The organism is Salmonella sp. SAL04196 (genome assembly GCF_046550835.1).
Taxonomy (GTDB): Bacteria; Pseudomonadota; Gammaproteobacteria; order Enterobacterales; family Enterobacteriaceae; genus Salmonella; species Salmonella enterica.
The window spans coordinates 116,941-137,983 of sequence record NZ_JBGDXE010000002.1; the positions used below are offsets into that span (position 1 = coordinate 116,941).

At 52.5% G+C, this 21,043-nt stretch carries 19 protein-coding genes, 1 pseudogene and 1 riboswitch; of the genes and pseudogenes, 9 read left to right on the plus strand and 11 right to left on the minus strand.

Translation table 11 applies throughout. The features are described 5' to 3' along the window. Positions 1–53 precede the first annotated feature (53 nt). From ACLJPE_RS10105 to hldE, 3 genes are all read left to right on the plus strand, one after another. Positions 54–1,355 carry an inorganic triphosphatase gene (locus ACLJPE_RS10105; RefSeq protein ID WP_031601749.1) on the plus strand — a complete coding sequence of 434 codons (1,302 nt, stop codon included), beginning with the start codon at positions 54–56 and terminating at the stop codon, positions 1,353–1,355. Positions 1,356–1,472: 117 nt separating this feature from the next. Next, positions 1,473–4,316, plus strand: a complete 2,844-nt coding sequence (gene glnE / locus ACLJPE_RS10110; RefSeq protein WP_023136696.1) for a bifunctional [glutamate--ammonia ligase]-adenylyl-L-tyrosine phosphorylase/[glutamate--ammonia-ligase] adenylyltransferase — start codon at positions 1,473–1,475, stop codon at positions 4,314–4,316. A 47-nt stretch (positions 4,317–4,363) separates the two neighbouring features. Next, a complete protein-coding gene (hldE, locus tag ACLJPE_RS10115; RefSeq protein ID WP_000867682.1) occupies positions 4,364–5,797 on the plus strand; it encodes a bifunctional D-glycero-beta-D-manno-heptose-7-phosphate kinase/D-glycero-beta-D-manno-heptose 1-phosphate adenylyltransferase HldE in 1,434 nt (477 codons plus the stop codon). Between the two features lie 159 nt (positions 5,798–5,956). On the opposite strand, the gene ACLJPE_RS10120 is transcribed toward hldE, so the two are convergent. The 3 genes from ACLJPE_RS10120 to ACLJPE_RS10130 form a co-directional block, all read right to left on the minus strand. Then, entirely contained in the window at positions 5,957–6,016 is a 60-nt protein-coding gene (locus ACLJPE_RS10120; protein ID WP_001804776.1) for a type I toxin-antitoxin system Ibs family toxin, read from the minus strand. A gap of 239 nt (positions 6,017–6,255) precedes the next feature. Next, positions 6,256–7,935: a flotillin family protein gene (locus ACLJPE_RS10125; RefSeq protein WP_000342882.1), complete on the minus strand. Its 1,680-nt coding sequence runs from the start codon at positions 7,933–7,935 to the stop codon at positions 6,256–6,258. 18 nt (positions 7,936–7,953) lie between these two features. Then, positions 7,954–8,574 (minus strand): OB-fold-containig protein, encoded by a 621-nt coding sequence (locus tag ACLJPE_RS10130; RefSeq protein WP_000171744.1) that lies wholly within the window; start codon positions 8,572–8,574, stop codon positions 7,954–7,956. 257 nt (positions 8,575–8,831) lie between these two features. On the opposite strand from ACLJPE_RS10130, the pseudogene glgS reads away from it, so the two are divergent. Then, a pseudogene (glgS, locus tag ACLJPE_RS10135) lies at positions 8,832–9,040 on the plus strand (cell surface composition regulator GlgS). A gap of 73 nt (positions 9,041–9,113) precedes the next feature. On the opposite strand, the gene ubiK reads toward glgS, so the two are convergent. Then, on the minus strand, positions 9,114–9,410 hold the full coding sequence (gene ubiK, locus ACLJPE_RS10140) for a ubiquinone biosynthesis accessory factor UbiK (RefSeq protein ID WP_000566824.1): 297 nt from the start codon (positions 9,408–9,410) through the stop codon (positions 9,114–9,116). A 132-nt stretch (positions 9,411–9,542) separates the two neighbouring features. Next, a riboswitch (FMN riboswitch) is annotated at positions 9,543–9,741 on the plus strand. A gap of 105 nt (positions 9,742–9,846) precedes the next feature. Between ubiK and ribB the strand changes: the two genes are divergently transcribed. After that, complete coding sequence (ribB, locus tag ACLJPE_RS10145) at positions 9,847–10,500, plus strand: 3,4-dihydroxy-2-butanone-4-phosphate synthase (protein WP_001076978.1); 654 nt, start codon at positions 9,847–9,849, stop codon at positions 10,498–10,500. Positions 10,501–10,670: 170 nt separating this feature from the next. On the opposite strand, the gene dsbI is transcribed toward ribB, so the two are convergent. The 3 genes from dsbI to ACLJPE_RS10160 are packed head-to-tail and all read right to left on the minus strand — an operon-like array spanning position 10,671 to position 13,850. Then, positions 10,671–11,348 carry a protein-disulfide oxidoreductase DsbI gene (dsbI, locus tag ACLJPE_RS10150; RefSeq protein ID WP_000345576.1) on the minus strand — a complete coding sequence of 226 codons (678 nt, stop codon included), beginning with the start codon at positions 11,346–11,348 and terminating at the stop codon, positions 10,671–10,673. 14 nt (positions 11,349–11,362) lie between these two features. Then, positions 11,363–12,034: a thiol:disulfide interchange protein DsbA/DsbL gene (locus tag ACLJPE_RS10155; protein WP_000096230.1), complete on the minus strand. Its 672-nt coding sequence runs from the start codon at positions 12,032–12,034 to the stop codon at positions 11,363–11,365. Between the two features lie 19 nt (positions 12,035–12,053). Further along, positions 12,054–13,850: an aryl-sulfate sulfotransferase gene (locus ACLJPE_RS10160; protein WP_000460259.1), complete on the minus strand. Its 1,797-nt coding sequence runs from the start codon at positions 13,848–13,850 to the stop codon at positions 12,054–12,056. 399 nt (positions 13,851–14,249) lie between these two features. Between ACLJPE_RS10160 and ACLJPE_RS10165 the strand changes: the two genes are divergently transcribed. Next, positions 14,250–14,426 (plus strand): hypothetical protein, encoded by a 177-nt coding sequence (locus ACLJPE_RS10165; protein WP_000469257.1) that lies wholly within the window; start codon positions 14,250–14,252, stop codon positions 14,424–14,426. Between the two features lie 66 nt (positions 14,427–14,492). Here the strand turns inward: ACLJPE_RS10165 and zupT are convergent, their stop codons facing one another. Continuing rightward, positions 14,493–15,266, minus strand: coding sequence for a zinc transporter ZupT (gene zupT, locus ACLJPE_RS10170; protein ID WP_000115874.1), 774 nt, complete (start codon positions 15,264–15,266; stop codon positions 14,493–14,495). Positions 15,267–15,406: 140 nt separating this feature from the next. On the opposite strand from zupT, the gene ygiD reads away from it, so the two are divergent. Then, positions 15,407–16,195 (plus strand): 4,5-DOPA dioxygenase extradiol, encoded by a 789-nt coding sequence (ygiD, locus tag ACLJPE_RS10175; protein WP_023213913.1) that lies wholly within the window; start codon positions 15,407–15,409, stop codon positions 16,193–16,195. A gap of 61 nt (positions 16,196–16,256) precedes the next feature. On the opposite strand, the gene ACLJPE_RS10180 is transcribed toward ygiD, so the two are convergent. The 3 genes from ACLJPE_RS10180 to tolC form a co-directional block, all read right to left on the minus strand. Next, positions 16,257–17,420 (minus strand): glutathionylspermidine synthase family protein, encoded by a 1,164-nt coding sequence (locus tag ACLJPE_RS10180; protein WP_000442834.1) that lies wholly within the window; start codon positions 17,418–17,420, stop codon positions 16,257–16,259. A 5-nt stretch (positions 17,421–17,425) separates the two neighbouring features. Further along, positions 17,426–18,097, minus strand: coding sequence for a DUF1190 family protein (locus ACLJPE_RS10185; protein WP_000831528.1), 672 nt, complete (start codon positions 18,095–18,097; stop codon positions 17,426–17,428). A gap of 212 nt (positions 18,098–18,309) precedes the next feature. Continuing rightward, positions 18,310–19,785, minus strand: coding sequence for an outer membrane channel protein TolC (tolC, locus tag ACLJPE_RS10190; protein WP_001663008.1), 1,476 nt, complete (start codon positions 19,783–19,785; stop codon positions 18,310–18,312). Between the two features lie 200 nt (positions 19,786–19,985). Here tolC and nudF point away from each other — a divergent pair, with 200 nt between their 5' ends. Both nudF and ACLJPE_RS10200 read left to right on the plus strand, forming a co-directional pair. After that, positions 19,986–20,618, plus strand: coding sequence for an ADP-ribose diphosphatase (gene nudF, locus ACLJPE_RS10195; RefSeq protein ID WP_001231950.1), 633 nt, complete (start codon positions 19,986–19,988; stop codon positions 20,616–20,618). Then, the gene (locus ACLJPE_RS10200; protein ID WP_000833404.1) at positions 20,615–21,037 is read left to right on the plus strand and encodes a DUF1249 family protein; all 423 of its coding nucleotides are present in this window, start codon (positions 20,615–20,617) and stop codon (positions 21,035–21,037) included. The genes nudF and ACLJPE_RS10200 overlap by 4 nt, the downstream gene beginning before the upstream one ends. The last annotated feature ends 6 nt before the right edge of the window (positions 21,038–21,043 follow it).

Below are 21,043 nucleotides of genomic sequence, written 5' to 3' on the forward strand. Positions count from 1 at the left end.
GTAAGTTCGCCAAGAATCTTCCCAGATGTGACATAACCCATAAGTACAAGGCCATGGCTCAGGAAATCGAATTAAAGTTTATCGTCAATCACGACGCCGTAGATGCGCTGCGAAATCATCTTCATACGCTCGGCGGTGAGCATCATGCGCCCAGCCAGTTGCTGAATATCTACTTCGAAACGCCTGATAACTGGCTACGCCGCCATGATATGGGGCTGCGTATTCGTGGTGAAAATGGGCGCTATGAAATGACCATGAAAATTGCCGGCCGGGTAACGGGCGGGCTGCACCAGCGACCCGAATACAATGTCGCGCTAAGCGAACCCGTGCTGGATCTGACGCAACTTCCGGCGGAGGTCTGGCCGGATGGTAACCTGCCCGCCGGCCTGGCATCAAGCGTACAGCCGCTGTTCAGTACCGATTTTTACCGGGAAAAATGGTGTCTGGACGTTGACGGCAGCAGGATTGAAATTGCGCTCGATCTCGGCGACGTAAAAGCGGGCGAGTTTGCCGAACCGATTTGTGAGCTGGAGCTTGAGTTGCTTCGCGGCGATACGCGCGCCGTGTTAAAACTGGCGAAGCAACTGCTGTCGCAAACCGGTTTGCGTCAGGGCAGTCTGAGTAAGGCGGCGCGAGGTTATCATCTGGCGCAGGGGAATGCGCCGCGAGAGGATACACCAACGACAATTCTGCGGACCGTCGCGAAAGCCACGGTAGAGCAAGGGCTGGAGGCCTCGCTGGATCTGGCGTTGTCACAGTGGCAGTACCATGAAGAGCTCTGGCTGCGCGGCGACGAGTCGGCGAAAGAACACGTGCTGGATGCTATGGGATTAGTGCGCCATGCCTTAATGCTTTTTGGTGGCATTGTTCCACGTAAAGCGAGCGCTCACTTACGTGATCTACTTACCCAGGCGGAAGCGACGATGACATCCGCGGTGTCCGCCGTCACAGCCGTTTATAGTACGCAAACGGCGATGGCAAAACTGGCATTGACGGAATGGCTGGTGACGAAAGCCTGGCAGCCATTTCTGGACGCGAAGGCGCAGGCCAAAATGGCCGATTCTTTTAAGCGTTTCGCCGACATTCATCTTTCTCGTCATGCTGCTGAATTAAAAAAAGTCTTTGGACAACCGCTGGGTGATAAGTATCGCGACCAGTTGCCGCGTTTGACTCGCGATATCGACAGCGTTTTACTGCTGGCTGGGTATTATGATGCGATGATCGCGCAGGCATGGCTGGAGAACTGGCAGGGATTGCGTCACGCCATTATTACCGGACAACGTATTGAAATTGAACATTTCCGTAATGAGGCCATTAACCAGCAGCCGTTCTGGTTGCACAGCGGAAAACGATAATCAGAACCGTAGAAAGCGCCTGATGACGCTGCGCTTATCAGGCTTACGGTATGCGGACTTGTAGGCCGGGTCAGGCGAAATGCCGCCATCCGGCATTATTTAAAGGATATCCCCTAAATGACGCCGCTCTCTTCACCCTTATCGCAGTACTGGCAGACCGTTGTTGAGCGCCTACCAGAAGGATTTACTGAGACATCGCTTAGCGTGCAGGCGAAGTCAGTACTTACATTTAGCGATTTTGCGCTGGATAGCGTGATAGCGCATCCGGAGTGGCTTGCCGAACTGGAATCCGCATCGCCGCAGGCTGATGAATGGCGACATTATGCTGGCTGGTTACAGGAGGCGTTGGCAGGTGTCTGTGACGACGCCTCGCTGATGCGTGAACTGAGGCTTTTTCGTCGTCGCATCATGATACGCATCGCCTGGGCGCAGACGCTGTCGCTGGTGGACGACGAGACTATTTTACAACAGTTGAGCCATCTGGCGGAGACGCTCATCGTGGGGGCGCGTGACTGGCTGTATGCCGCCTGTTGCCGCGAATGGGGAACCCCCTGTAACCCGCAGGGCGTTCCGCAGCCGCTGTTGATTTTAGGCATGGGCAAGCTGGGCGGCGGCGAACTGAATTTTTCGTCTGATATCGATCTGATTTTCGCCTGGCCGGAACATGGCGAGACCCGGGGCGGGCGCCGTGAACTCGATAACGCCCAGTTTTTTACGCGTCTCGGGCAGCGGCTGATCAAAGCGCTGGATCAGCCCACAATGGATGGTTTTGTCTATCGGGTGGACATGCGCCTGCGACCGTTTGGCGACAGCGGCCCGCTGGTCCTGAGTTTTGCCGCGCTGGAGGATTACTATCAAGAACAAGGACGCGACTGGGAACGCTACGCTATGGTGAAAGCGCGGCTAATGGGCGATAACGACGACGCCTGGTCTCGTGAATTACGCGCCATGCTGCGACCTTTCGTTTTCCGCCGCTATATCGATTTCAGCGTCATCCAGTCGCTACGCAATATGAAAGGGATGATCGCCCGCGAAGTGCGACGCCGCGGTTTGAAAGACAACATTAAACTTGGCGCGGGCGGTATTCGTGAAATTGAGTTTATCGTGCAGGTATTCCAGCTGATCCGCGGCGGACGCGAGCCGTCGCTACAGTCGCGTTCGTTACTGCCGACGTTGGATGCTATCGCTGCGCTGCATTTGCTGCCTGAGAATGACGTGGCGCAACTGCGCGTGGCCTATCTTTTTCTACGTCGTCTGGAGAATCTGCTGCAAAGCATCAATGACGAACAGACGCAAACGCTGCCTGCCGACGATCTGAATCGGGCGCGGCTGGCCTGGGGAATGAAGGCGGAGAATTGGCCGCAGCTTGTTGGCGAACTGACGGATCATATGGCTAATGTACGCCGCGTATTCAACGAATTAATTGGCGATGATGAAGCCGATACCCCGCAGGAGGAAGAACGTTCAGAGCCGTGGCGTGAAGTATGGCAGGATGCGCTACAGGAGGATGATTCGACGCCAGTGCTGGCGCATTTAGCCGATGAGGATCGGCGACAAGTTCTGACCCTCATCGCTGACTTCCGTAAGGAACTGGATAAACGCCCTATCGGCCCGCGCGGGCGGCAAGTGCTGGACCAACTGATGCCGCACCTGCTTGCTGACGTTTGTTCCCGCGAAGACGCCGCTGTTACGCTATCGCGGATAACGCCGTTGCTGGCGGGGATTGTCACTCGCACCACCTATCTGGAGCTGCTGAGCGAATTTCCCGGCGCGCTGAAACACCTGATTATGCTCTGCGCCGCTTCGCCAATGATAGCGAGCCAACTGGCGCGTTATCCGTTGTTGCTTGATGAACTGCTCGACCCCGGCACGCTTTATCAGCCGACGGCTACCGACGCTTACCGCGACGAATTACGCCAATATTTGCTGCGCGTACCGGAAGAAGACGAAGAACAACAACTGGAGGCATTACGCCAGTTTAAACAGGCACAGCTTTTGCGGATTGCGGCGGCGGATATTGCCGGTACGCTGCCGGTGATGAAAGTGAGCGATCACCTCACATGGCTGGCGGAGGCGATGATTGATGCTGTGGTGCAGCAGGCGTGGACGCAAATGGTTGCGCGTTATGGTCAGCCAGCGCATCTGGACGAGCGCCAGGGGCGGGGGTTTGCGGTTGTCGGTTATGGCAAGTTGGGCGGATGGGAGCTGGGCTACAGTTCCGATCTGGATCTCATCTTCCTGCATGACTGTCCGATGGACGTCATGACCAACGGCGAACGCGAAATCGACGGGCGGCAGTTTTATCTGCGCCTGGCGCAGCGCATTATGCATCTGTTCAGTACGCGTACCTCCTCCGGCATTTTGTATGAGGTGGATGCGCGTCTACGCCCCTCTGGCGCGGCGGGAATGCTGGTGACTTCAGCGGACGCGTTTGCCGATTATCAGCAGCATGAAGCCTGGACCTGGGAACATCAGGCATTGGTACGCGCTCGCGTGGTATATGGCGACCCGCAGCTTACCTCACAGTTTGATGCGGTGCGCCGCACTATCATGACGACGGCGCGCGACGGCAAGACATTGCAGACTGAAGTGCGTGAAATGCGCGAGAAAATGCGGGCGCATCTCGGTAATAAGCATCGCGATCGTTTTGATATTAAAGCTGATGAAGGCGGTATTACGGATATTGAGTTTATCGCGCAATATCTGGTACTGCGCTACGCTCATGAAAAACCTAAATTAACGCGCTGGTCTGATAACGTGCGCATCCTGGAGCTTCTGGCGCAAAACGGCATTATGGATGAACACGAAGCGCAGGCGCTGACGGTAGCCTACACCACACTGCGTGATGAACTGCACCACCTGGCGTTGCAGGAGCTTCCCGGTCATGTGGCGCAGACGTGTTTTAGCAAAGAGCGCGCGCTGGTGCAGGCAAGCTGGCGGAAGTGGCTGGTAGCCGTTTGAATTATGCTATTATCGCGCGCAAATTTTGAATCTCTCAGGAGACAGGAATGAAAGTAAATCTGCCAGCGTTTGAACGTGCAGGCGTCATGGTTGTGGGTGATGTAATGCTGGATCGCTATTGGTATGGCCCCACTTGCCGTATTTCACCGGAAGCGCCGGTGCCCGTGGTTAAGGTAAATACCGTTGAGGAACGTCCGGGCGGCGCGGCGAACGTGGCGATGAACATTGCGTCTCTGGGAGCGAACGCCCGTCTGGTCGGCCTGACGGGTATTGATGACGCCGCGCGCGCGCTGAGCAAAACGTTGGCGGAGGTCAATGTGAAGTGCGACTTCGTTTCTGTGCCGACGCATCCGACAATTACCAAACTGCGCGTGCTATCACGTAATCAGCAGCTCATTCGTCTTGATTTTGAAGAAGGCTTTGAGGGCGTGGACCCGCAGCCGTTGCATGAGCGTATCAACCAGGCGCTGGGATCGATCGGCGCGCTGGTATTGTCCGATTATGCCAAAGGCGCTCTGACCAGCGTGCAGACTATGATTTCCCTGGCGCGCCAGGCGGGCGTGCCGGTGCTCATCGATCCGAAAGGAACGGATTTTGAGCGTTACCGCGGCGCCACGCTGCTGACGCCAAACCTTTCTGAATTTGAGGCGGTCGCGGGGAAATGTAAAAGCGAAGACGAACTGGTTGAACGTGGCATGAAACTCATTGCCGATTATGACCTTTCCGCGCTGTTGGTCACGCGTTCCGAACAGGGAATGACGCTGCTGCAACCGAATAAAGCGCCGCTACATATGCCGACGCAGGCGCAGGAAGTTTATGATGTTACCGGTGCGGGCGATACGGTGATCGGCGTGCTGGCGGCGACGCTGGCGGCGGGAAATACCCTGGAGGAGGCGTGTTATTTCGCCAATGCGGCGGCGGGCGTAGTGGTAGGTAAACTCGGGACGTCAACGGTTTCCCCTATTGAGCTGGAAAACGCAGTGCGCGGACGCGCGGATACCGGCTTCGGCGTTATGACCGAAGAGGAGTTGAGACAGGCCGTCGCCAGCGCGCGTAAGCGTGGCGAGAAAGTGGTCATGACCAACGGCGTTTTCGATATTCTGCACGCGGGCCACGTCTCTTATCTGGCGAACGCGCGCAAACTGGGCGACCGCCTGATTGTTGCGGTCAATAGTGACGCCTCGACTAAACGTCTGAAAGGCGAAAGCCGTCCGGTTAATCCGCTCGAACAGCGTATGATCGTGCTGGGCGCGCTGGAGTCGGTCGACTGGGTTGTCTCTTTTGAAGAGGATACGCCGCAACGACTGATTGCCGGTATTCTGCCGGATCTGCTGGTAAAAGGCGGCGACTATAAGCCGGAAGAGATCGCGGGCAGCGAAGAGGTCTGGGCCAACGGCGGTGAAGTCATGGTGCTGAACTTCGAAGATGGTTGTTCCACGACCAATATCATCAAAAAGATCCAGACCGAGAGCGAGAAGTAAAACCGCGTCATCAGGCGTTACAGACGCGGCGGGCGCTGATTTTGAAGGCGCGTCGGACATTTTGTTTCGACGCGTATCTCGCGGTTGACGCTGCTTTTTTTTCGACCTAAAGTAAAGGAATAAGGGTGAGAGGGGATCTCTCCCCCCTCTGATTGTCTGTTAGTAAGCTGCGAAACTTATCAGTAACAGAACAATCAGTATGATGACCTGGTGCATCATAACCCTTTCCTTATTAAAGCCCCTTCCTCGGGAGGGGCTTTCCCGTTTCAGCCCCTTGCTGACATCGCGATTGTTGGTGAGTGGCCTGTCTGGCGCAAGGGCTTTATCCCGCCGATTTTGCGTTACTGGATCGCCCACGCAAAATGGCCTGCTGGTCATAACGCTTTGTACAGACAAGGTGGAAAAAAGATAAAAAAATCCCCGGCCTTATGGCCAGGGACAGGAGATATAGCGGGGAGTTATTGCTCTTTTACCGTTGCTTCGCGATTAATCTCATCCGTTGCCGATGAAACCAACGGCGTGGTCAGCGCCTTTAGCGAGCCGCCAGCGATGCCAATCTCGTTTAACAGCGAATCGATCAGCGGTGCCTGGGTACGATAGGTGAGCGCGGCAGATAAGGCTTGTTCCGCCAGGTTTCCCCCGTTAGCGCCGCCAGCGGCGACGTCGCCCGCCGTCGCGCTGCGATTGAGGCCATCGACCTGAATAATCTTAATGCCGTCGATGGATTTCATCGGTTCAACAGACTTCTCAATAACAGCAGGCAACGATTGTAAGAGCGCTAGTTTAAATTTGAGGCTGGTTTGTTCGTCAGATAGTACGTTGATAGCGTCATTCAGCGCCCGTTGCGCTTCGGCTTCCGCCAGACCTTTTTTACGCGTTGCTTCCGCCAGTTCGATGATGGCGGCGGCTTGCAATTCTGCCGCTTCTTTCTCTGCTTTTGCCCGAACGGTCAGTTCGACCGCTTTGGTTTCCGCATCCTGCGCCGCGGCGATCAGAGCGACCTGCTTGGCGCGATCCGCTTCGGCGGTCTGGCGGGTGGTTTCTACGTTTTGCTGGGCGCGAACCGCATCGGCCAGCGCGTCGTTGGCGCGCGCTTCTGCTTGTGATTGCTGCTCGGATTTGGCGGCAATGGCGATAGATTTCGTCTGGTTGGCGATTTCTGTCACCTGTTGCTGTTCGATCTCTTTAATACGTACTTCACGCTCGGCCTCAACTTTCCTGGACCGTACTGCTTGCTCACGTTCGATCTCCGTCTCCTGGATCTGCCGCTCAGCAAGAATGCGCGTCTGTTCTGCTTCACGATGGCGCTCGGCCTCAAAAGCGGCAATTTTGGCGTTTTGTTCGGCGGTGCGGGTTTTAACCTGTTGCTCCTGCTCCAGAGTCATAAAGGCTTCTTGCTGCTCGATTTCCAGCTTGCGCTCAAGCGCGTCGCGGTTCTTTTCGCGCACCGCTACTTCCACATCCTGTTCCACTTCATTACGTTCACGACGGCGGCGTTCGGTTTCCTGCGTCAGTTTCGTCAGCCCTTCGGCATCAAAGGCGTTGTTTGGATTGAAATGCTCTTTGGACGTTTGGTTAAAGTTGGTTAATGAGACGCTTTCCAGCTCCAGGCCGTTTTTCGACAAATCTTCCGCAACGGTGTTTTGTACGCCCTGAACGAAGTTTTCGCGCGTGTCCTGTAGCTCATGCATCGTCATCTGGGCTGCGGTAGCGCGTAAGGCGTCAACGAATTTATCCTCAACCAGCATACGCAGATCTTCCGGCGACAGCGTTCGCTGGCCAAGCGTTTGTGCGGCGGTGGCAATACCTTCAACAGAGGGTTTTACACGCACGAAGAAAGCAACGACCACGTCAACGCGCATACGATCTTTGGTGATCAGGCTGTCGACGGTAGCACGGCTGACCTCAAGTTTTAGGGTATTCATATTGATCGGAATAATTTCGTGAAAGATTGGCATCACAATAGCGCCGCCGCTCATCACCACTTTTTGCCCGCCAAGCCCGGTACGGACAAACGCCTGTTCCGCAGATGCGCGGCGATAGAGGCGAGCAAAAATGATCCCGATAATTAGTAAGACGATAACCGCAACGATGGCGGTAAACATCCATGATGGCAATATGCCAAAAACATCATCCATTATGTAAGTTCCTCTCAATTAGACATAGAAGGTACGCTCAGCCAAATAACGCGTTGCGGAAAGTCGGCAGACAATCAGCACCTTGTCTCCTTTTTTAAATTCTTTTCCCTTTTCGGGTTCCAGCAGTAAATAGTGAATCTGGCCGAACTTATCGGTAAATTTTCCTTCGCAAGGTGTACCGGCGACGGCGGCGTGGCCGGTAATAATCGCCATGCCGCCGATAAATTCCTCTTCCCTGAGGGCGGAGCTTTCATCTCTGGGTAGCCAGGGCGCGAGGATTTTTCCGCTGTAATGCACGGCAAAGACCGACAGGACAATGCTCAACGGGACCAGCAGCAGATTGCTGAGCGGCGCTTGCCAGAGCATGATCCCGCCATGCTGGATGAGGATACCGAAGAGGCCGAAATAACCAGCCAATAGACAGAGGACGACCAGGGCGGGAACGCGTCCAATATTCAGATAATGAAGCGCCTGGCCCGCAGGGCCAGATGACAGGGCGTCATAATGATCGAGATGGGCGTCGAGCGTGCCTGAAAGAAAGTGGCCAAAAATCAGAGAAATCATCTCCAGCACGCCGATAAAGAAAACGAACGCGATGGCAAACAGATAGGGGCTGTTATACTCCGCAAATAAGGTCATATTTTCTATCCTTGTCGCCGCCTTCAGAAGGGTGTTCGCGTGATAATTTTCATGCTTGTTATTTCATTGCGTTACAATATCATGTGACCCATATCTCCTTAAGTCCGAAAAGCGATTTATCCGTCGCTATCTTTGGTGAATATTGTGATTTTGCGCATTAAATTTGCGCACGTTATGTATAAAACCGCCGTACATATAGGGAAATACTGAAATTAGAAAAAGCATATAGCCTTAACAGAATTCAATAACTGGAGGGTATGCTGATGAACAACAATAACGTCTATTCATTAAATAATTTCGATTTTCTGGCGCGCAGTTTTGCCAGAATGCAGGCGGAGGGGCGTCCTGTTGATATCCAGGCGGTAACCGGCAATATGGACGAGGAGCACCGCGACGGTTTTGCAAGCGTTACGCGCTTTACTGCCAGCAGGCGACTCAGGCGAAAAGGTTAGAATTAGAACACTAATGCAGGCTCCCTTTACAGGTGCAGGGCATTATTCAGATCTTATATGAGCGGGCCGTCAGGCCCGTTCACGTTTTTACTCTTGTGGATCGACTGGCGGGATGGCGGGCGCAGGTTTTACTTCTTCAGGCTTGTCGCGAGCTTCCAGTTCGCTGAGGCGTTGCTCCAGCAGCGCCAGTTTTTCCCGGGTGCGCAGCAAGACCTGAGTCTGGACATCAAACTCTTCGCGGCTCACCAGATCGAGACGCGTCAGCTGAGATTGCAGCGTTTGACGGATTTTTTTCTCGATATCTTCCCCGAACTCGCGAATACCTTTCGGCATTGACTCATGAACCTGGCGTGCGATTTGCTCAATTTTTTTCGGGTCAATCATTGTGGTTTCCCTGAACTGGTAAGTGTTAGCTCTTATTGTAGTGCGATATGTGGACGCCATAAACCAGAATTGTGTGACGTCATACGGAGTAAAGGCGTTGATGAAGGTAATCAATAGCGTTATAGTTAACCCGCTTATTCTCAGGGCGGGGCGAAATTCCCCACCGGCGGTAAATCAGCGATGTTTAACGCATTTCTCATCACGGCGCGCCGTGACGGAACGCGGAGAGCAGGTTGAAAGCCCGCGAGCGCTTTTTGCCATAGCGAAAAGGTCAGCAGATCCGGTGTAATTCCGGGGCCGACGGTTAAAGTCCGGATGGGAGAGGGTAACGATCCAGTCGGGCATGGACCCGCTCACGTTATTTTTTTGCCGCTTGTCGGCACTCCTAAGACTGCCCTGATTCTGGTAACCATAATGTTAATGAGGTTTTTTTACCATGAATCAGACGCTACTTTCCTCTTTTGGTACGCCTTTTGAACGTGTTGAACTTGCACTGGATGCGCTGCGTGAAGGACGCGGTGTGATGGTGCTTGATGATGAAGATCGTGAAAACGAAGGCGATATGATTTTCCCCGCAGAGACGATGACCGTAGAACAGATGGCGTTAACCATTCGTCACGGTAGCGGTATTGTTTGCCTGTGCATTACTGAAGACCGTCGTAAGCAGCTCGACTTGCCAATGATGGTGGAAAACAACACCAGCGCCTACGGCACCGGTTTTACCGTGACCATTGAAGCCGCAGAAGGCGTGACCACCGGCGTTTCCGCCGCTGACCGTGTCACTACGGTGCGTGCGGCAATTAAGGATGGCGCAAAACCGTCCGATCTTAACCGTCCGGGGCACGTTTTCCCACTACGCGCTCAGGCGGGCGGCGTGCTGACGCGCGGCGGTCATACGGAGGCGACCATCGATCTGATGACGCTGGCTGGTTTTAAACCTGCAGGTGTACTGTGCGAGTTGACTAACGACGATGGGACGATGGCGCGCGCGCCGGAGTGTATCGCGTTTGCAGGCCAGCATAATATGGCGGTGGTCACGATTGAAGATCTGGTGGCTTACCGCCAGGCGCATGAGCGCAAAGCCAGCTGATCGAACGGATCATGGTTGAAAAAAGCCGATGAGATGTCATCGGCTTTTTTGTATTCCTTCGGTGCCATACTGTTCAGTTTCAAAGAACGACGAATAAGCTGAATGGTAAAATTATTGTGAGAAAAGCAGAGGCCTGAATGCAGACCTCTGCTTTGGTTTATCTATTCAGGTTATTTGCCTCTGGCCAGTTTCAATGCCCAGGCGCCGCTCATCACCAGCAGCAGAATCAGGCACAACCCAAAGGCCAACATACATGCCTGTGCCATGTTCATAAAGTGCCAGGGCGGAAGCAGATACCAGCCTTCAGACTGCTGGTAGAGATCGACAAACCACTGCTGTACGCTACTGAGCGTTACGCCATCAGGGACGATAGGCGCGTCATAACCGCAGTCTCCGGTAGGTTTAAACCACTCCGGTGCCCATTCCGCCAACGGTAAGTTGAAAGGAAAGGTCGGATCAGTCGAACATCCTTGCACGCCAAAAAGTGAATCGGGGTCCGCATTATGTACCGCATGATGGATACCATTAAGCTTAATAGAAAACTTAATGCCCATAATGCTGCCATAAAACGCCGCGATGCAGCCAATCAGCTTCAGCACGATATTTTTGGGATTTATCGCCGCAATCACCCCGCCAATTACCATCACAAACATCGCGTAACGAATGTAAACACACTGTTCGCACGGCGCCATGTAGAGATAGATTTGGAAGAACGAGTGCGCCAGGATAATTAACCCTCCCATCGCGATGGCCATTAACAGCCACAGAAAGCGCTGTTCCTGCCATCTCACCAGCGTATCTACTGGTCTTGCGCGTAGGTCTCGCCATAATCCCTTAATAAAATCCATAATCGTTTCCCTGCTTATTTTTTAGTGGCCAGTTCCCGGACGAGTTCAGCCATAGAATCGATGGATTTGATGTTTTTGGTATAGATAAGGTACTTGCCGTTGACGACGTAAGCCGGAACACCCTGAATTTTGGCAACGTCATAGGCGGCTTTCCATTTTTCCAGAGTCTCCTGAACGGCAGGATCTTTCAGCGCCGCTTCAAAATCAGCCTGGCTCATGCCTGCGGCGTCCAGCCCGGTTTTAATAAATGCTGCCGGATCTTTCCCATCTGACCAGCGCTCTTTCTTATCATGGTAAGCCGCGTACCAGGCGAACTTCGCTTTTTTGAATTGTGATTTAGCATCAAATAACGAAATCCCGGCAGCTTTATCTTTAGCGATCAGGACTGCAAATACTTCGCTGGCCTGTTTGCCATATTCGCCTTTTGTTTCCAGGTGGAACGGGGTGAACGTAACGAGATCGGCTACTTTATCAGAAACCGGACCTGTTACGGCTTTGTCATATTTGTAGCAGAAAGGGCAGGCGTAGCTAAATACCTTAATCAGCGTTTTATCCGCATTAGGAATCGGTTTCTCCAGAACCATATAATCTGTGCCCTCGGTAAAAGCCGATGCCGCAAAAGGAGTGACCAATGCCGCGGTTAATACTACGCTTTTAAATAAAGAGGTAATCCATTTAGATGACATATTAATTCCTTCCCGTGATTTATTTAAACATTTGCGTTGGATGAACCAGTAATGCACGATAGTGAGTCTGGTTGGGTTTATCCGACAGCACATCAATTTCAACTTTCACTTCTTTCGTTTTATAGTCAATCTCATTCAGTTTGCCGACTGTGGGTTTACCAACGTCGAACAGGTTAATAGAACCGCCAAAGCCGAACATGGTGTCGCGGTCTTTTTGATATTCAACAACCGAGGTAATAGGACTATAGAAATCATATCCACGTTCTTTACCGTATTCCCAAACTTGTTGTACGGTGCCTTTCTTCTCATCGATCTTATATTCGACAAAACGGGAATATTTCATGGTCGGTAGAGCCGGTTGCTCCAGGCCGCGACCATCGCCGTTATCAAAGACCGTTAACGTGCCTTTGCTGGAAAGCCATGCCGTATGTTGGGTATAGGTGAAATCGAAATCGGTGTCCTTACACTTGCCGTTTTCGTCACAGGTCAACGGCTTACCATGATCGTCTACCGGTTTCAGCAATTTACTGGCTAGCTGCTTATTCCAGCCTTTAGACGGTGCCAGTATCCATTTCACCTGCTTATCGCGACCAATTTTTACAATACCCTGATGGCGGGAAGAAAGGATGATGGAGTCGTCTTTCGCGTCATAAGCGATAGAGTTGACGTGCGCCCAGTTACGACCGGCACCAACGCCAAGCGCATCGCCATACGGCGTATCCGGTTCGAGTTTCGCCTGCTGTCCGGCATGGGCCAGATCGACGTTCACGCATACTGCGCCCGCATCCAGCGCGCCGAGCAGCGCATCACGCATAGGGTCGAGGATTTTGGTTAAATCCCAAACGTCTACTACGCGGCCAGACTTATCGACCTCAATGATTTGGTCACGAATCGTATGAACATGTATGCCGTCTTCTTTGCGGTAATCGCGTTTGCCGACGCGCAGCAGTACGGTGCCGTTCACGGTTTCGATGGATTCATGAGACGCATCCAGGAACCCGCGCGGCAGTTTGTGATCGGCAAGAATTTGCCCCATCATGTCAAACTCGTACCAGTGTTGGCCCTGCACCGCGGTAAAGGTGCCGCGAGGCGTTTCACGAATACCCATCAGATAGCCGCGTTTGTTGATATTCATATCGTGGCCGTCGTAGAAGGTATCTTGATCCAGCCACCAGCGATATTCACCCTGGGTGTCGACCACAAACGTATAAGGGGCGATATCGAAAGGCAAAGCACCGCCCGCCGGACCGGCATCAAGAATGCCCGCATTTTTATCTTTTTCGCCGTGCCAGTGAAATTCAGCGCCCTGCGGCGTAAAGGTATGGGTATTTACCAGATAAAGACGATCTTCAAATCCTGGCGCGACTTTAATAACTTTCGTTTGCTGGAGATCTGAAATAGAACGGTTATCCATATAATGGTTGACGATGGCGGACGTCTGCACCACATAGTCATCCTTCATGGCTTTGCCGTTTTCTTTATATTCTACCGTGACGTTGTTGGCAAATTTCTGATAAAGGCCAAAAATAGGAATACCGTCATAGGTTTCTAAAGACTCTTTCCCAACGGTATAAGTAACGGGAACGCCTTTTTCCCCTTTGCCATGTACAGTAACTTTAACGTCTGAAATAATATGGCTATCTAATTCCACCAGTGCGGTGAGAGGGGCATTACCGTAAGGATCGACAACGACTGCGCCTAATTTCCCTGCGGGCTGCGCCGGTTGAAAACCTGCGGCAAACGTACTGGCTGCGGTGAGTCCGCATGTCAGTGCGACGGCACCGGCAAGTATTGTTTTCCGGTATTGGTCAAACATGGATATATCTCCTTATATACAACTTCTAAATATAATACTTCTGAATATACTATGTTTTTATTAATGATAAATGAGGTAAATGATTGGTCTTTAAATATAAGTCATGATGCTATTACTTATTTTAAAGTATATTTTGTATCAATATTTTTTAATTGCCTGAGTGAGTCGATAGTAGGAGTGTGATATTTTAAGAACAATATAAATTAGTACGAAGTGTGATCTTATCGACATTGTTTTCTGCTTAATACCTCTTTCATTATTGTGTTTCACCACTGATTTATATGATCAAAATCATTTATTTGTTCCACAAATATGCCAGTATATGAATACGTCAAAATAAGGGTATGTGAAATTTTAACGTTAAATGTTTAGTGATGTTAAATTTTAAGGGTAAAAAGGATGTTTATTGCCTGGTATTGGATAATATTAATCGTTCTGGTGGTAGTAGGGTATATTTGCCATATGAAGCGTTATTGCAGAGCGTTTCGGCAAGACAGAGATGCATTACTTGAAGCGCGAACGAAACGTTTTCGCCAGACGAACGAAGGCGACAGCGTGATGAATGAGCAGAAATAGCGCATATCCTTGACGGGCAGCCGGATGTTGCCTGGCTAAAGGCCTGCATCCGGCGCGAGGTTTCCCTTAACCGATACCTATCGTCTGCAAAATGACGAGACTGAGCCCCATGATGGACATACCGCAAAGCACGCCATAGCTGGGGTTATTGTTAGGATCGATCTCTTTTGCCAGCGGCATCAGTTCATCGACGGAGAGCGCCACCATAATACCGGCGACTGCCGCCATGATAGCCGCCATAACGATTGGCGAAACCAGACTACCCAAAATCAGCCACGCCAGCACGCCGCCAAGAATTTCCGCCATGCCGGAGATACCGGCCCAAAAAATCGCGGTACGTTTTGAGCCCGTCGCGGCATAAACCGGACCGGCAACCGCCAGACCTTCAGGAATATTGTGCAACGCCACCGCCAGTGCGATGCCGAAACCCAGTTCAAGATTGCTGCTGGCAGTGACAAAGGTGGCGATCCCTTCCGGAAAGTTATGCAGGCTAATGCCGAGCGTCAATAAAATCGCAGTGCGTTTTATCGAGCCGGGAAGCGGCTGCTGCCTTTTTTGTACCAGATCCTGCGGATGAGCGTGAGGAAGCAGGCGGTCCAGCCCGAAGTAGCCCAACAGGCCGATAATAAACATCCCGTAGCCCAGTACGGGCGACATTCCCTCGGTATCAAGCGCGGCGGGCAGCATCTCCATCAGTGAGATGAGCAGCATGATCCCTGCGGCGAAGCCCAGCGAAAAAGCCAGCACGCGGTTAGACGGTTTTTGGCCGAGAACGCCAAGAAACGCGCCAATAAAGGTGGCGGCGCCCGCCAGTAAGGTCAGAATAAGTGGTACTGACATCCATTACTCCTTATCAATTTGCCGTCCGAACCTGACCTTCAAAATAACTGATGATCTTCATCATAGTTATCTGAGTTCTTCCACCGTGAAGAAAGCGTATGGTGATGTTAACAAAATGTCTTTCCTGTAAGGATAACATCATGTCTTTAACGTGTATGCCAGCATTGTTTTTGGGGCATGGCAGCCCGATGAACGTGCTGGACGATAACGATTATACCCGCGCCTGGCGGCGATTGGGGGAAGCCCTACCGCGACCGCAGGCGATAGTGGTGGTGTCGGCGCACTGGTATACCCGCGGGATGGGCGTCACAGCGATGGAAAGGCCGCAAACTCTCCATGATTTTGGCGGTTTTCCGCAGGCGTTGTATGACACGCATTATCCGGCCCCTGGATCGCCTGCGCTGGCGCAGCGTCTGGTTGAACTGTTGGCTCCCGTTCCCGTCGCGCTCGATAAAGAGTCGTGGGGATTTGATCACGGCTCCTGGGGCGTATTGATCAAGATGTACCCGAATGCGGATATCCCGATGGTGCAGCTTAGTGTTGATAGTACCAAACCGGCGGCATGGCATTTTGAGGTGGGTCGTAAGCTGGCGACGCTGCGTGACGAAGGCGTGATGCTGGTGGCCAGCGGGAATGTGGTTCATAACCTGCGGACTGTGCGTTGGCACGGTGACAATATACCGTATCCCTGGGCGGCGTCATTTAATGACTTTGTGAAAGCCAATCTGACGTGGCAGGGGCCGGTAGAACAGCACCCGCTGGTGAATTATCTGCAACATGAAGGGGGGGCCTTATCGAACCCGACGCCGGAGCACTTTTTACCTTTGCTATATGTACTTGGCGCCTGGGACGGCAAGGAACCTATCACCATCCCGGTCGACGGTATTGAGATGGGCAGTATAAGTATGTTGTCGGTGCAGGTGGGGTAGGCCGGGTAAGGCGCGGAATGATTGCCCGATGGCGCAACGCGCATCGGGCTTACAGGAAAATCTATCCTTCGACAAAAATATGCGGATAGAAGCGGGAGAGATCCTGGGTGATCAGCGCCCGATCTTCACGGATACCAATGCCGGCGGGTTGATCGTTAATCAGCCAGCTACCAATCAGGGTGTAACTGTCGCCGAATTTTGGCAGCGGATAGAACTGTTGCACGATCATACCCTCTTCGCCATACGGGCCTTCCACGGATTCGATCGTTTTACCGTTCTCAATAATCGATACGTTCGCCCCTTCGCGGGAGAAGATCGGTTTCACGACATATTTATCCATTTGTGGATGTTCGTCTTCGGCGAAATACGCAGGCAACAGATTCGGATGGTCCGGGAACATCTCCCACAACAGCGGCAATAACGCTTTATTGGAGATAATGCTTTTCCAGGCCGGTTCCAGCCAGCGCACGCCGGCATCTTCCAGCTTGGTGGAAAACATCTCGCGCAGCATAAATTCCCACGGATAGAGCTTGAACAGGTTCGCAATGACCTGATCCTGCAGATCCGTAAATTGGCCTTTTTCCCCCAGACCAATATCGTCGATATAGAGAAATTCGGTGGCGATTTCCGCTTCGGCCGCGCAATCCTGTAAATACTGAATGGTGCCGCGATCCTCAACCGTATCGCGACAGCAGGTGAGATGCAGCAACTGAAAACCGTACTGCTCGCGAAGTTCAGCAAAGCGTTCAATCAGCTTTTCCTGCAGGCTATTAAACTGATCGCTGCCTTCCGGCAGATTGCCCGCGTTGATCTGATCTTCCAGCCAAATCCACTGAAAAAACGCCGCTTCATACAGCGACGTTGGCGTGTCGGCATTATTTTCGAGCAGCTTAGGCTCGCCGATGCCGTCCCAGGCCAGATCGAGGCGGGAATAGAGCGACGGTTGTTGCGTTTGCCAGGACTGGCGAACAAAACCCCAGGTATGTTTTGGAATACGAAACTTCGTCATCAGCTCATCGCTGGCGATGACGCGTTCTACTACCTTGAGGCACATCTGGTGCAGCTCGGCGGTAACGTCTTCCAGTTTTTCCACCTGAGCGAGCGTTAACTTGTAATAAGCGTCTTCACACCAGTACGGTTCACCATACATAGTGTGAAAATTAAACCCGTATTCAGTCGCTTTATCGCGCCAGTCCGGGCGCTCGGTAATACTGACTCTTTCCATGCGTATCAGCCGCCCATCGAACGTGTTGAAGTACCGGCAGCGCTACGCTGCATGGTGCTCTGTTTGGCGACGGATTCGCCAAAACCGCCGCGGGTAACGGTTGTTGTGGTGGCCGGTTTCGGCGCCATCGCGGTTTTCGGTACGGTCATTGTCCGGCCCGGTTGCGCCGCGCCGTAGTTTTTACCTGCCGCATCGGTATATTTGCCGTATGCAGGGCTGGCCGGGTTTTTCGAGCTAAACAGCGGCTGTTGCGCAAAGCCTGCGCCGCCGCCCATCAGACGCCCCATCATGTAACCTGCCATAAGCGGCATCCAGAAACTGCCGCTGGATTGTTGGGCCTGCGCCTGATTTTCCGGCGCCATGCCAGCCTGTGCAGGCGCTTGCTGGCACTGACCTTCGCCAAACTCAGCGACGCAATCTTCGCGTGTAGCGTACTTAGGCGCAGTACGTTCGGCCTCTTTCAGCGCATTGTTATACGCGGTTGTACATTCCGCGCTTTTGCCCGGATTCGCCGCTGAACAGTCATCAGCGTTTTGATACAGCGATACGGTTTCATCGCTTTTTTCACAGCCAGCCAGCATAAAAACAGCCGTAACCGCCAGGGCGACCGGCGTTAAATGCCGCGCGCTCCAGCTTTTGCGAAATGATGCGTGATGGATGGATTTTGTCCGTTTCATATTTGTCTTCCAGGACCCAGTGGTAAATACAACATGCGTTCAGAATAGAGGATGACTGGTCGAAATTGAAGCGAGAAAAGGCGAGAATGCGGCGGAATAGCAGGATCTTTACGTTGTCTTACGTTCAGGCGCGGCTTTATGACAGGTAGCGCCGCGCTTACCAGACCTACAAGGGCATAGGTCTGATAAGCGCAGCGCCAGCGAATAACTTATCAATGCCGGAATGGATTGCCGTTATTGCTGTTGGCGCGAGCGGCGGTCGGCTGTACTGCCGGCGCGGCGCTATGGGCATTATAACCGTCTGCGGCAGCATCCTGCTCTGGCGTTTCCGGCGCTACGCTTTCCGGCGACGTCGGGATAGGTTTACCCAACGTACTGTTAAGCGCGAGCAGATCCTGCTCGTTCAGCGTACCGAGCGCATATTTGATATTTAACTGATTAATCAAATAGGTATAACGCGCGTTGGCCAGTTGCTGCTTGGCATCATACAGAGTGGTGGTGGCATCCAGTACGTCAACAATGGTACGTGTACCGACCGAGTAACCGGCTTCCATTGCATCCAAAGAACTTTGCGCGGAAACGACTGCCTGTTTATACGCGTTGATGCTGCTGATGGAGGCGTTAATATTGTTAAAGGAAGAACGTACGGTCTGCACCACGCTACGGTGCGCGCTTTCCAGCTGTTCGCTTGCGCCGACGAAGTTATACTGCGCCTGTTTTACCTGCGAGTTAACCATCCCGCCTTGATACAGCGGCAGGGAGAAGTTCAGGCCGATTTTATTCTGCCCCATGTTGCTATCGTCGTACTGGGCGGAGTTGGTTTTAGAACCGCTATAAGAGGTATCAGAAATGCCGGTTGAGGCCGTTAAATTCAGCGTCGGCAGATGGCCATCCTGCGCCTGACGGATTTGTTCGCGCGCCAGATCCTGACTTAAACGCGCCTGCAACAGCGACAGGTTACGGTTTTCCGCTTCCTTCAGCAGCGCATTAACAGCTTTGGGTTTGTCGGTTTTAAAATGCTCGACGTTAAGCGACGCCAGCTCCGGGTAATAATTGCCGGTTACCTGGCGCAGCTCTTCTACCGCGTTATCCAGGTTGTTGCGGGCGGTCACTTCATTCGCCAGTACGGTATCATATTGCGCACGGGCGTTTTGCACGTCGGTAATGGCGACCAGACCCACGTTAAAACGTTGCGTCGTTTGATCTAACTGACGGTAGATAGCCTCTTTTTGCGCCTGGGTATAGGAAAGCACATCAATAGCGTTCAATACCTTAAAATACGCGTTCGCGGTATTGAGGATCAGCGTCTGCTGATCGGTCTGATAGGTGACATCCTGAATGCCTGCTGCTTTTTCTTGCAGGGTGAGCCCACGCCATTTCGACATATCAAATAGCGTCTGCGTTAATTGCAGGGAAGCGCTGGTTTCATTGGAGTTGATACCGTTCGCATCGCGATAACCGTTGCTGTAGGTGTAGTCGGCACCCAAACCCAGTTGCGGCAGTAAAGGACTACGCGCTTCGTTAATTTTTTCGAATGCAGCATCGCGATCGGCAGCGGATTTACGCAATTCCGGGTTGCTCAGGCGTGCTTGCTGATAAACTTGCATCAGGTTCTCTGCCTGGCTTAGTGTGCTGAACCCCGACAGGCTCAGGCCGATAAGGATGGGGAGCAATTTCTTCATTTGCATTCCTTGTTGTGAAGCAGTATTTAGCGCTGATCAATTTGTAAAAATAATTGCTGATTCTAGCAGAATCCGCCACTGCAAAAAGTTGGCGTTACGTGCCATACGAGCCTTAATTGGCACCAATTTACCACAAGGGTGATAAAACAGCAGTCAACCACCCTTGAAATTCATCATTTAATCATTATTGCTAGCAGGGCAGCACAATGCGTAAATCAGACAACTTGCCAGTTACTTTCACCAAAAGCGATGTAGAAATTATTGCACGGGAAACGCGCTATCGCGGTTTTTTTTCATTGGATGTGTATCGATTCCGCCATCGTTTATTCAACGGAGAAATGAGTGGCGAGGTAAAGCGCGAAATTTTTGAGCGCGGGCACGCCGCCGTCTTGCTACCCTTTGACCCTGAACGCGACGAGGTGGTGCTGGTCGAACAGATTCGTATTGCCGCGTATGACACAAGCGTTACGCCGTGGCTGCTGGAGATGGTCGCCGGCATGATAGAAGAAGGCGAAACCATTGAGGCGGTCGCCCGGCGAGAGGCGATGGAAGAAGCGGGGCTGACCGTAGGCCGCACCCGACCGGTCATCAGTTACCTGGCGAGTCCAGGAGGAACCAGCGAGCGCTCATCTATTCTGGTGGGTGAAGTGGACGCCACGACCGCGGCAGGTATTCATGGTCTGGCGGATGAAAACGAAGATATTCGGGTTCATGTGGTAAGCCGGGAACAGGCATACCAGTGGGTAGAAGAGGGGAAAATCGACAACGCAGCCGCAGTCATCGCTTTGCAATGGCTTCAGTTGCATCATCAAGAGTTAAAAAACGAGTGGAAAAAATGAAGCGTTATACACCTGACTTCCCAGAAATGATGCGTTTGTGCGAAACCAATTTTTCGCAATTGCGCCGCCTGCTGCCGCGCAATGACGCCCCCGGTGAAACGGTGAGCTATCAGGTGGGCAACGTACAATATCGGTTAACGATTGTGGAATCGACCCGATACACTACGCTTGTAACGATCGAGCAAACGGCGCCAGCCATCACCTACTGGAGCCTGCCGTCGCTGACGGTGCGCCTCTACCATGATGCGATGGTGGCTGAAGTGTGTTCAAGCCAGCAGATCTTTCGCTTCAAAGCGCGGTATGATTATCCAAATAAAAAGTTGCATCAACGCGACGAAAAGCATCAAATTAATCAGTTTCTGGCCGACTGGCTACGATTCTGTTTAGCACATGGAGCGATGGCGATTCCGGTTTATTAGCGTCGT

Bases quoted from the DNA above. Each gene is read 5' to 3' on its own strand.
- tolC (WP_001663008.1), bottom strand. From the start codon at position 19,785: ATGCAAATGAAGAAATTGCTCCCCATCCTTATCGGCCTGAGCCTGTCG.
- glnE (WP_023136696.1), top strand. From the start codon at position 1,473: ATGACGCCGCTCTCTTCACCCTTATCGCAGTACTGGCAGACCGTTGTT.
- ribB (WP_001076978.1), top strand. From the start codon at position 9,847: ATGAATCAGACGCTACTTTCCTCTTTTGGTACGCCTTTTGAACGTGTT.
- dsbI (WP_000345576.1), bottom strand. From the start codon at position 11,348: ATGGATTTTATTAAGGGATTATGGCGAGACCTACGCGCAAGACCAGTA.
- ACLJPE_RS10185 (WP_000831528.1), bottom strand. From the start codon at position 18,097: ATGAAACGGACAAAATCCATCCATCACGCATCATTTCGCAAAAGCTGG.
- ACLJPE_RS10105 (WP_031601749.1), top strand. From the start codon at position 54: ATGGCTCAGGAAATCGAATTAAAGTTTATCGTCAATCACGACGCCGTA.
- zupT (WP_000115874.1), bottom strand. From the start codon at position 15,266: ATGTCAGTACCACTTATTCTGACCTTACTGGCGGGCGCCGCCACCTTT.
- ACLJPE_RS10165 (WP_000469257.1), top strand. From the start codon at position 14,250: ATGTTTATTGCCTGGTATTGGATAATATTAATCGTTCTGGTGGTAGTA.
- ACLJPE_RS10130 (WP_000171744.1), bottom strand. From the start codon at position 8,574: ATGACCTTATTTGCGGAGTATAACAGCCCCTATCTGTTTGCCATCGCG.
- nudF (WP_001231950.1), top strand. From the start codon at position 19,986: ATGCGTAAATCAGACAACTTGCCAGTTACTTTCACCAAAAGCGATGTA.
- ACLJPE_RS10125 (WP_000342882.1), bottom strand. From the start codon at position 7,935: ATGGATGATGTTTTTGGCATATTGCCATCATGGATGTTTACCGCCATC.
- ubiK (WP_000566824.1), bottom strand. From the start codon at position 9,410: ATGATTGACCCGAAAAAAATTGAGCAAATCGCACGCCAGGTTCATGAG.
- ACLJPE_RS10155 (WP_000096230.1), bottom strand. From the start codon at position 12,034: ATGTCATCTAAATGGATTACCTCTTTATTTAAAAGCGTAGTATTAACC.
- ACLJPE_RS10200 (WP_000833404.1), top strand. From the start codon at position 20,615: ATGAAGCGTTATACACCTGACTTCCCAGAAATGATGCGTTTGTGCGAA.
- hldE (WP_000867682.1), top strand. From the start codon at position 4,364: ATGAAAGTAAATCTGCCAGCGTTTGAACGTGCAGGCGTCATGGTTGTG.
- ACLJPE_RS10180 (WP_000442834.1), bottom strand. From the start codon at position 17,420: ATGGAAAGAGTCAGTATTACCGAGCGCCCGGACTGGCGCGATAAAGCG.
- ygiD (WP_023213913.1), top strand. From the start codon at position 15,407: ATGTCTTTAACGTGTATGCCAGCATTGTTTTTGGGGCATGGCAGCCCG.
- ACLJPE_RS10160 (WP_000460259.1), bottom strand. From the start codon at position 13,850: ATGTTTGACCAATACCGGAAAACAATACTTGCCGGTGCCGTCGCACTG.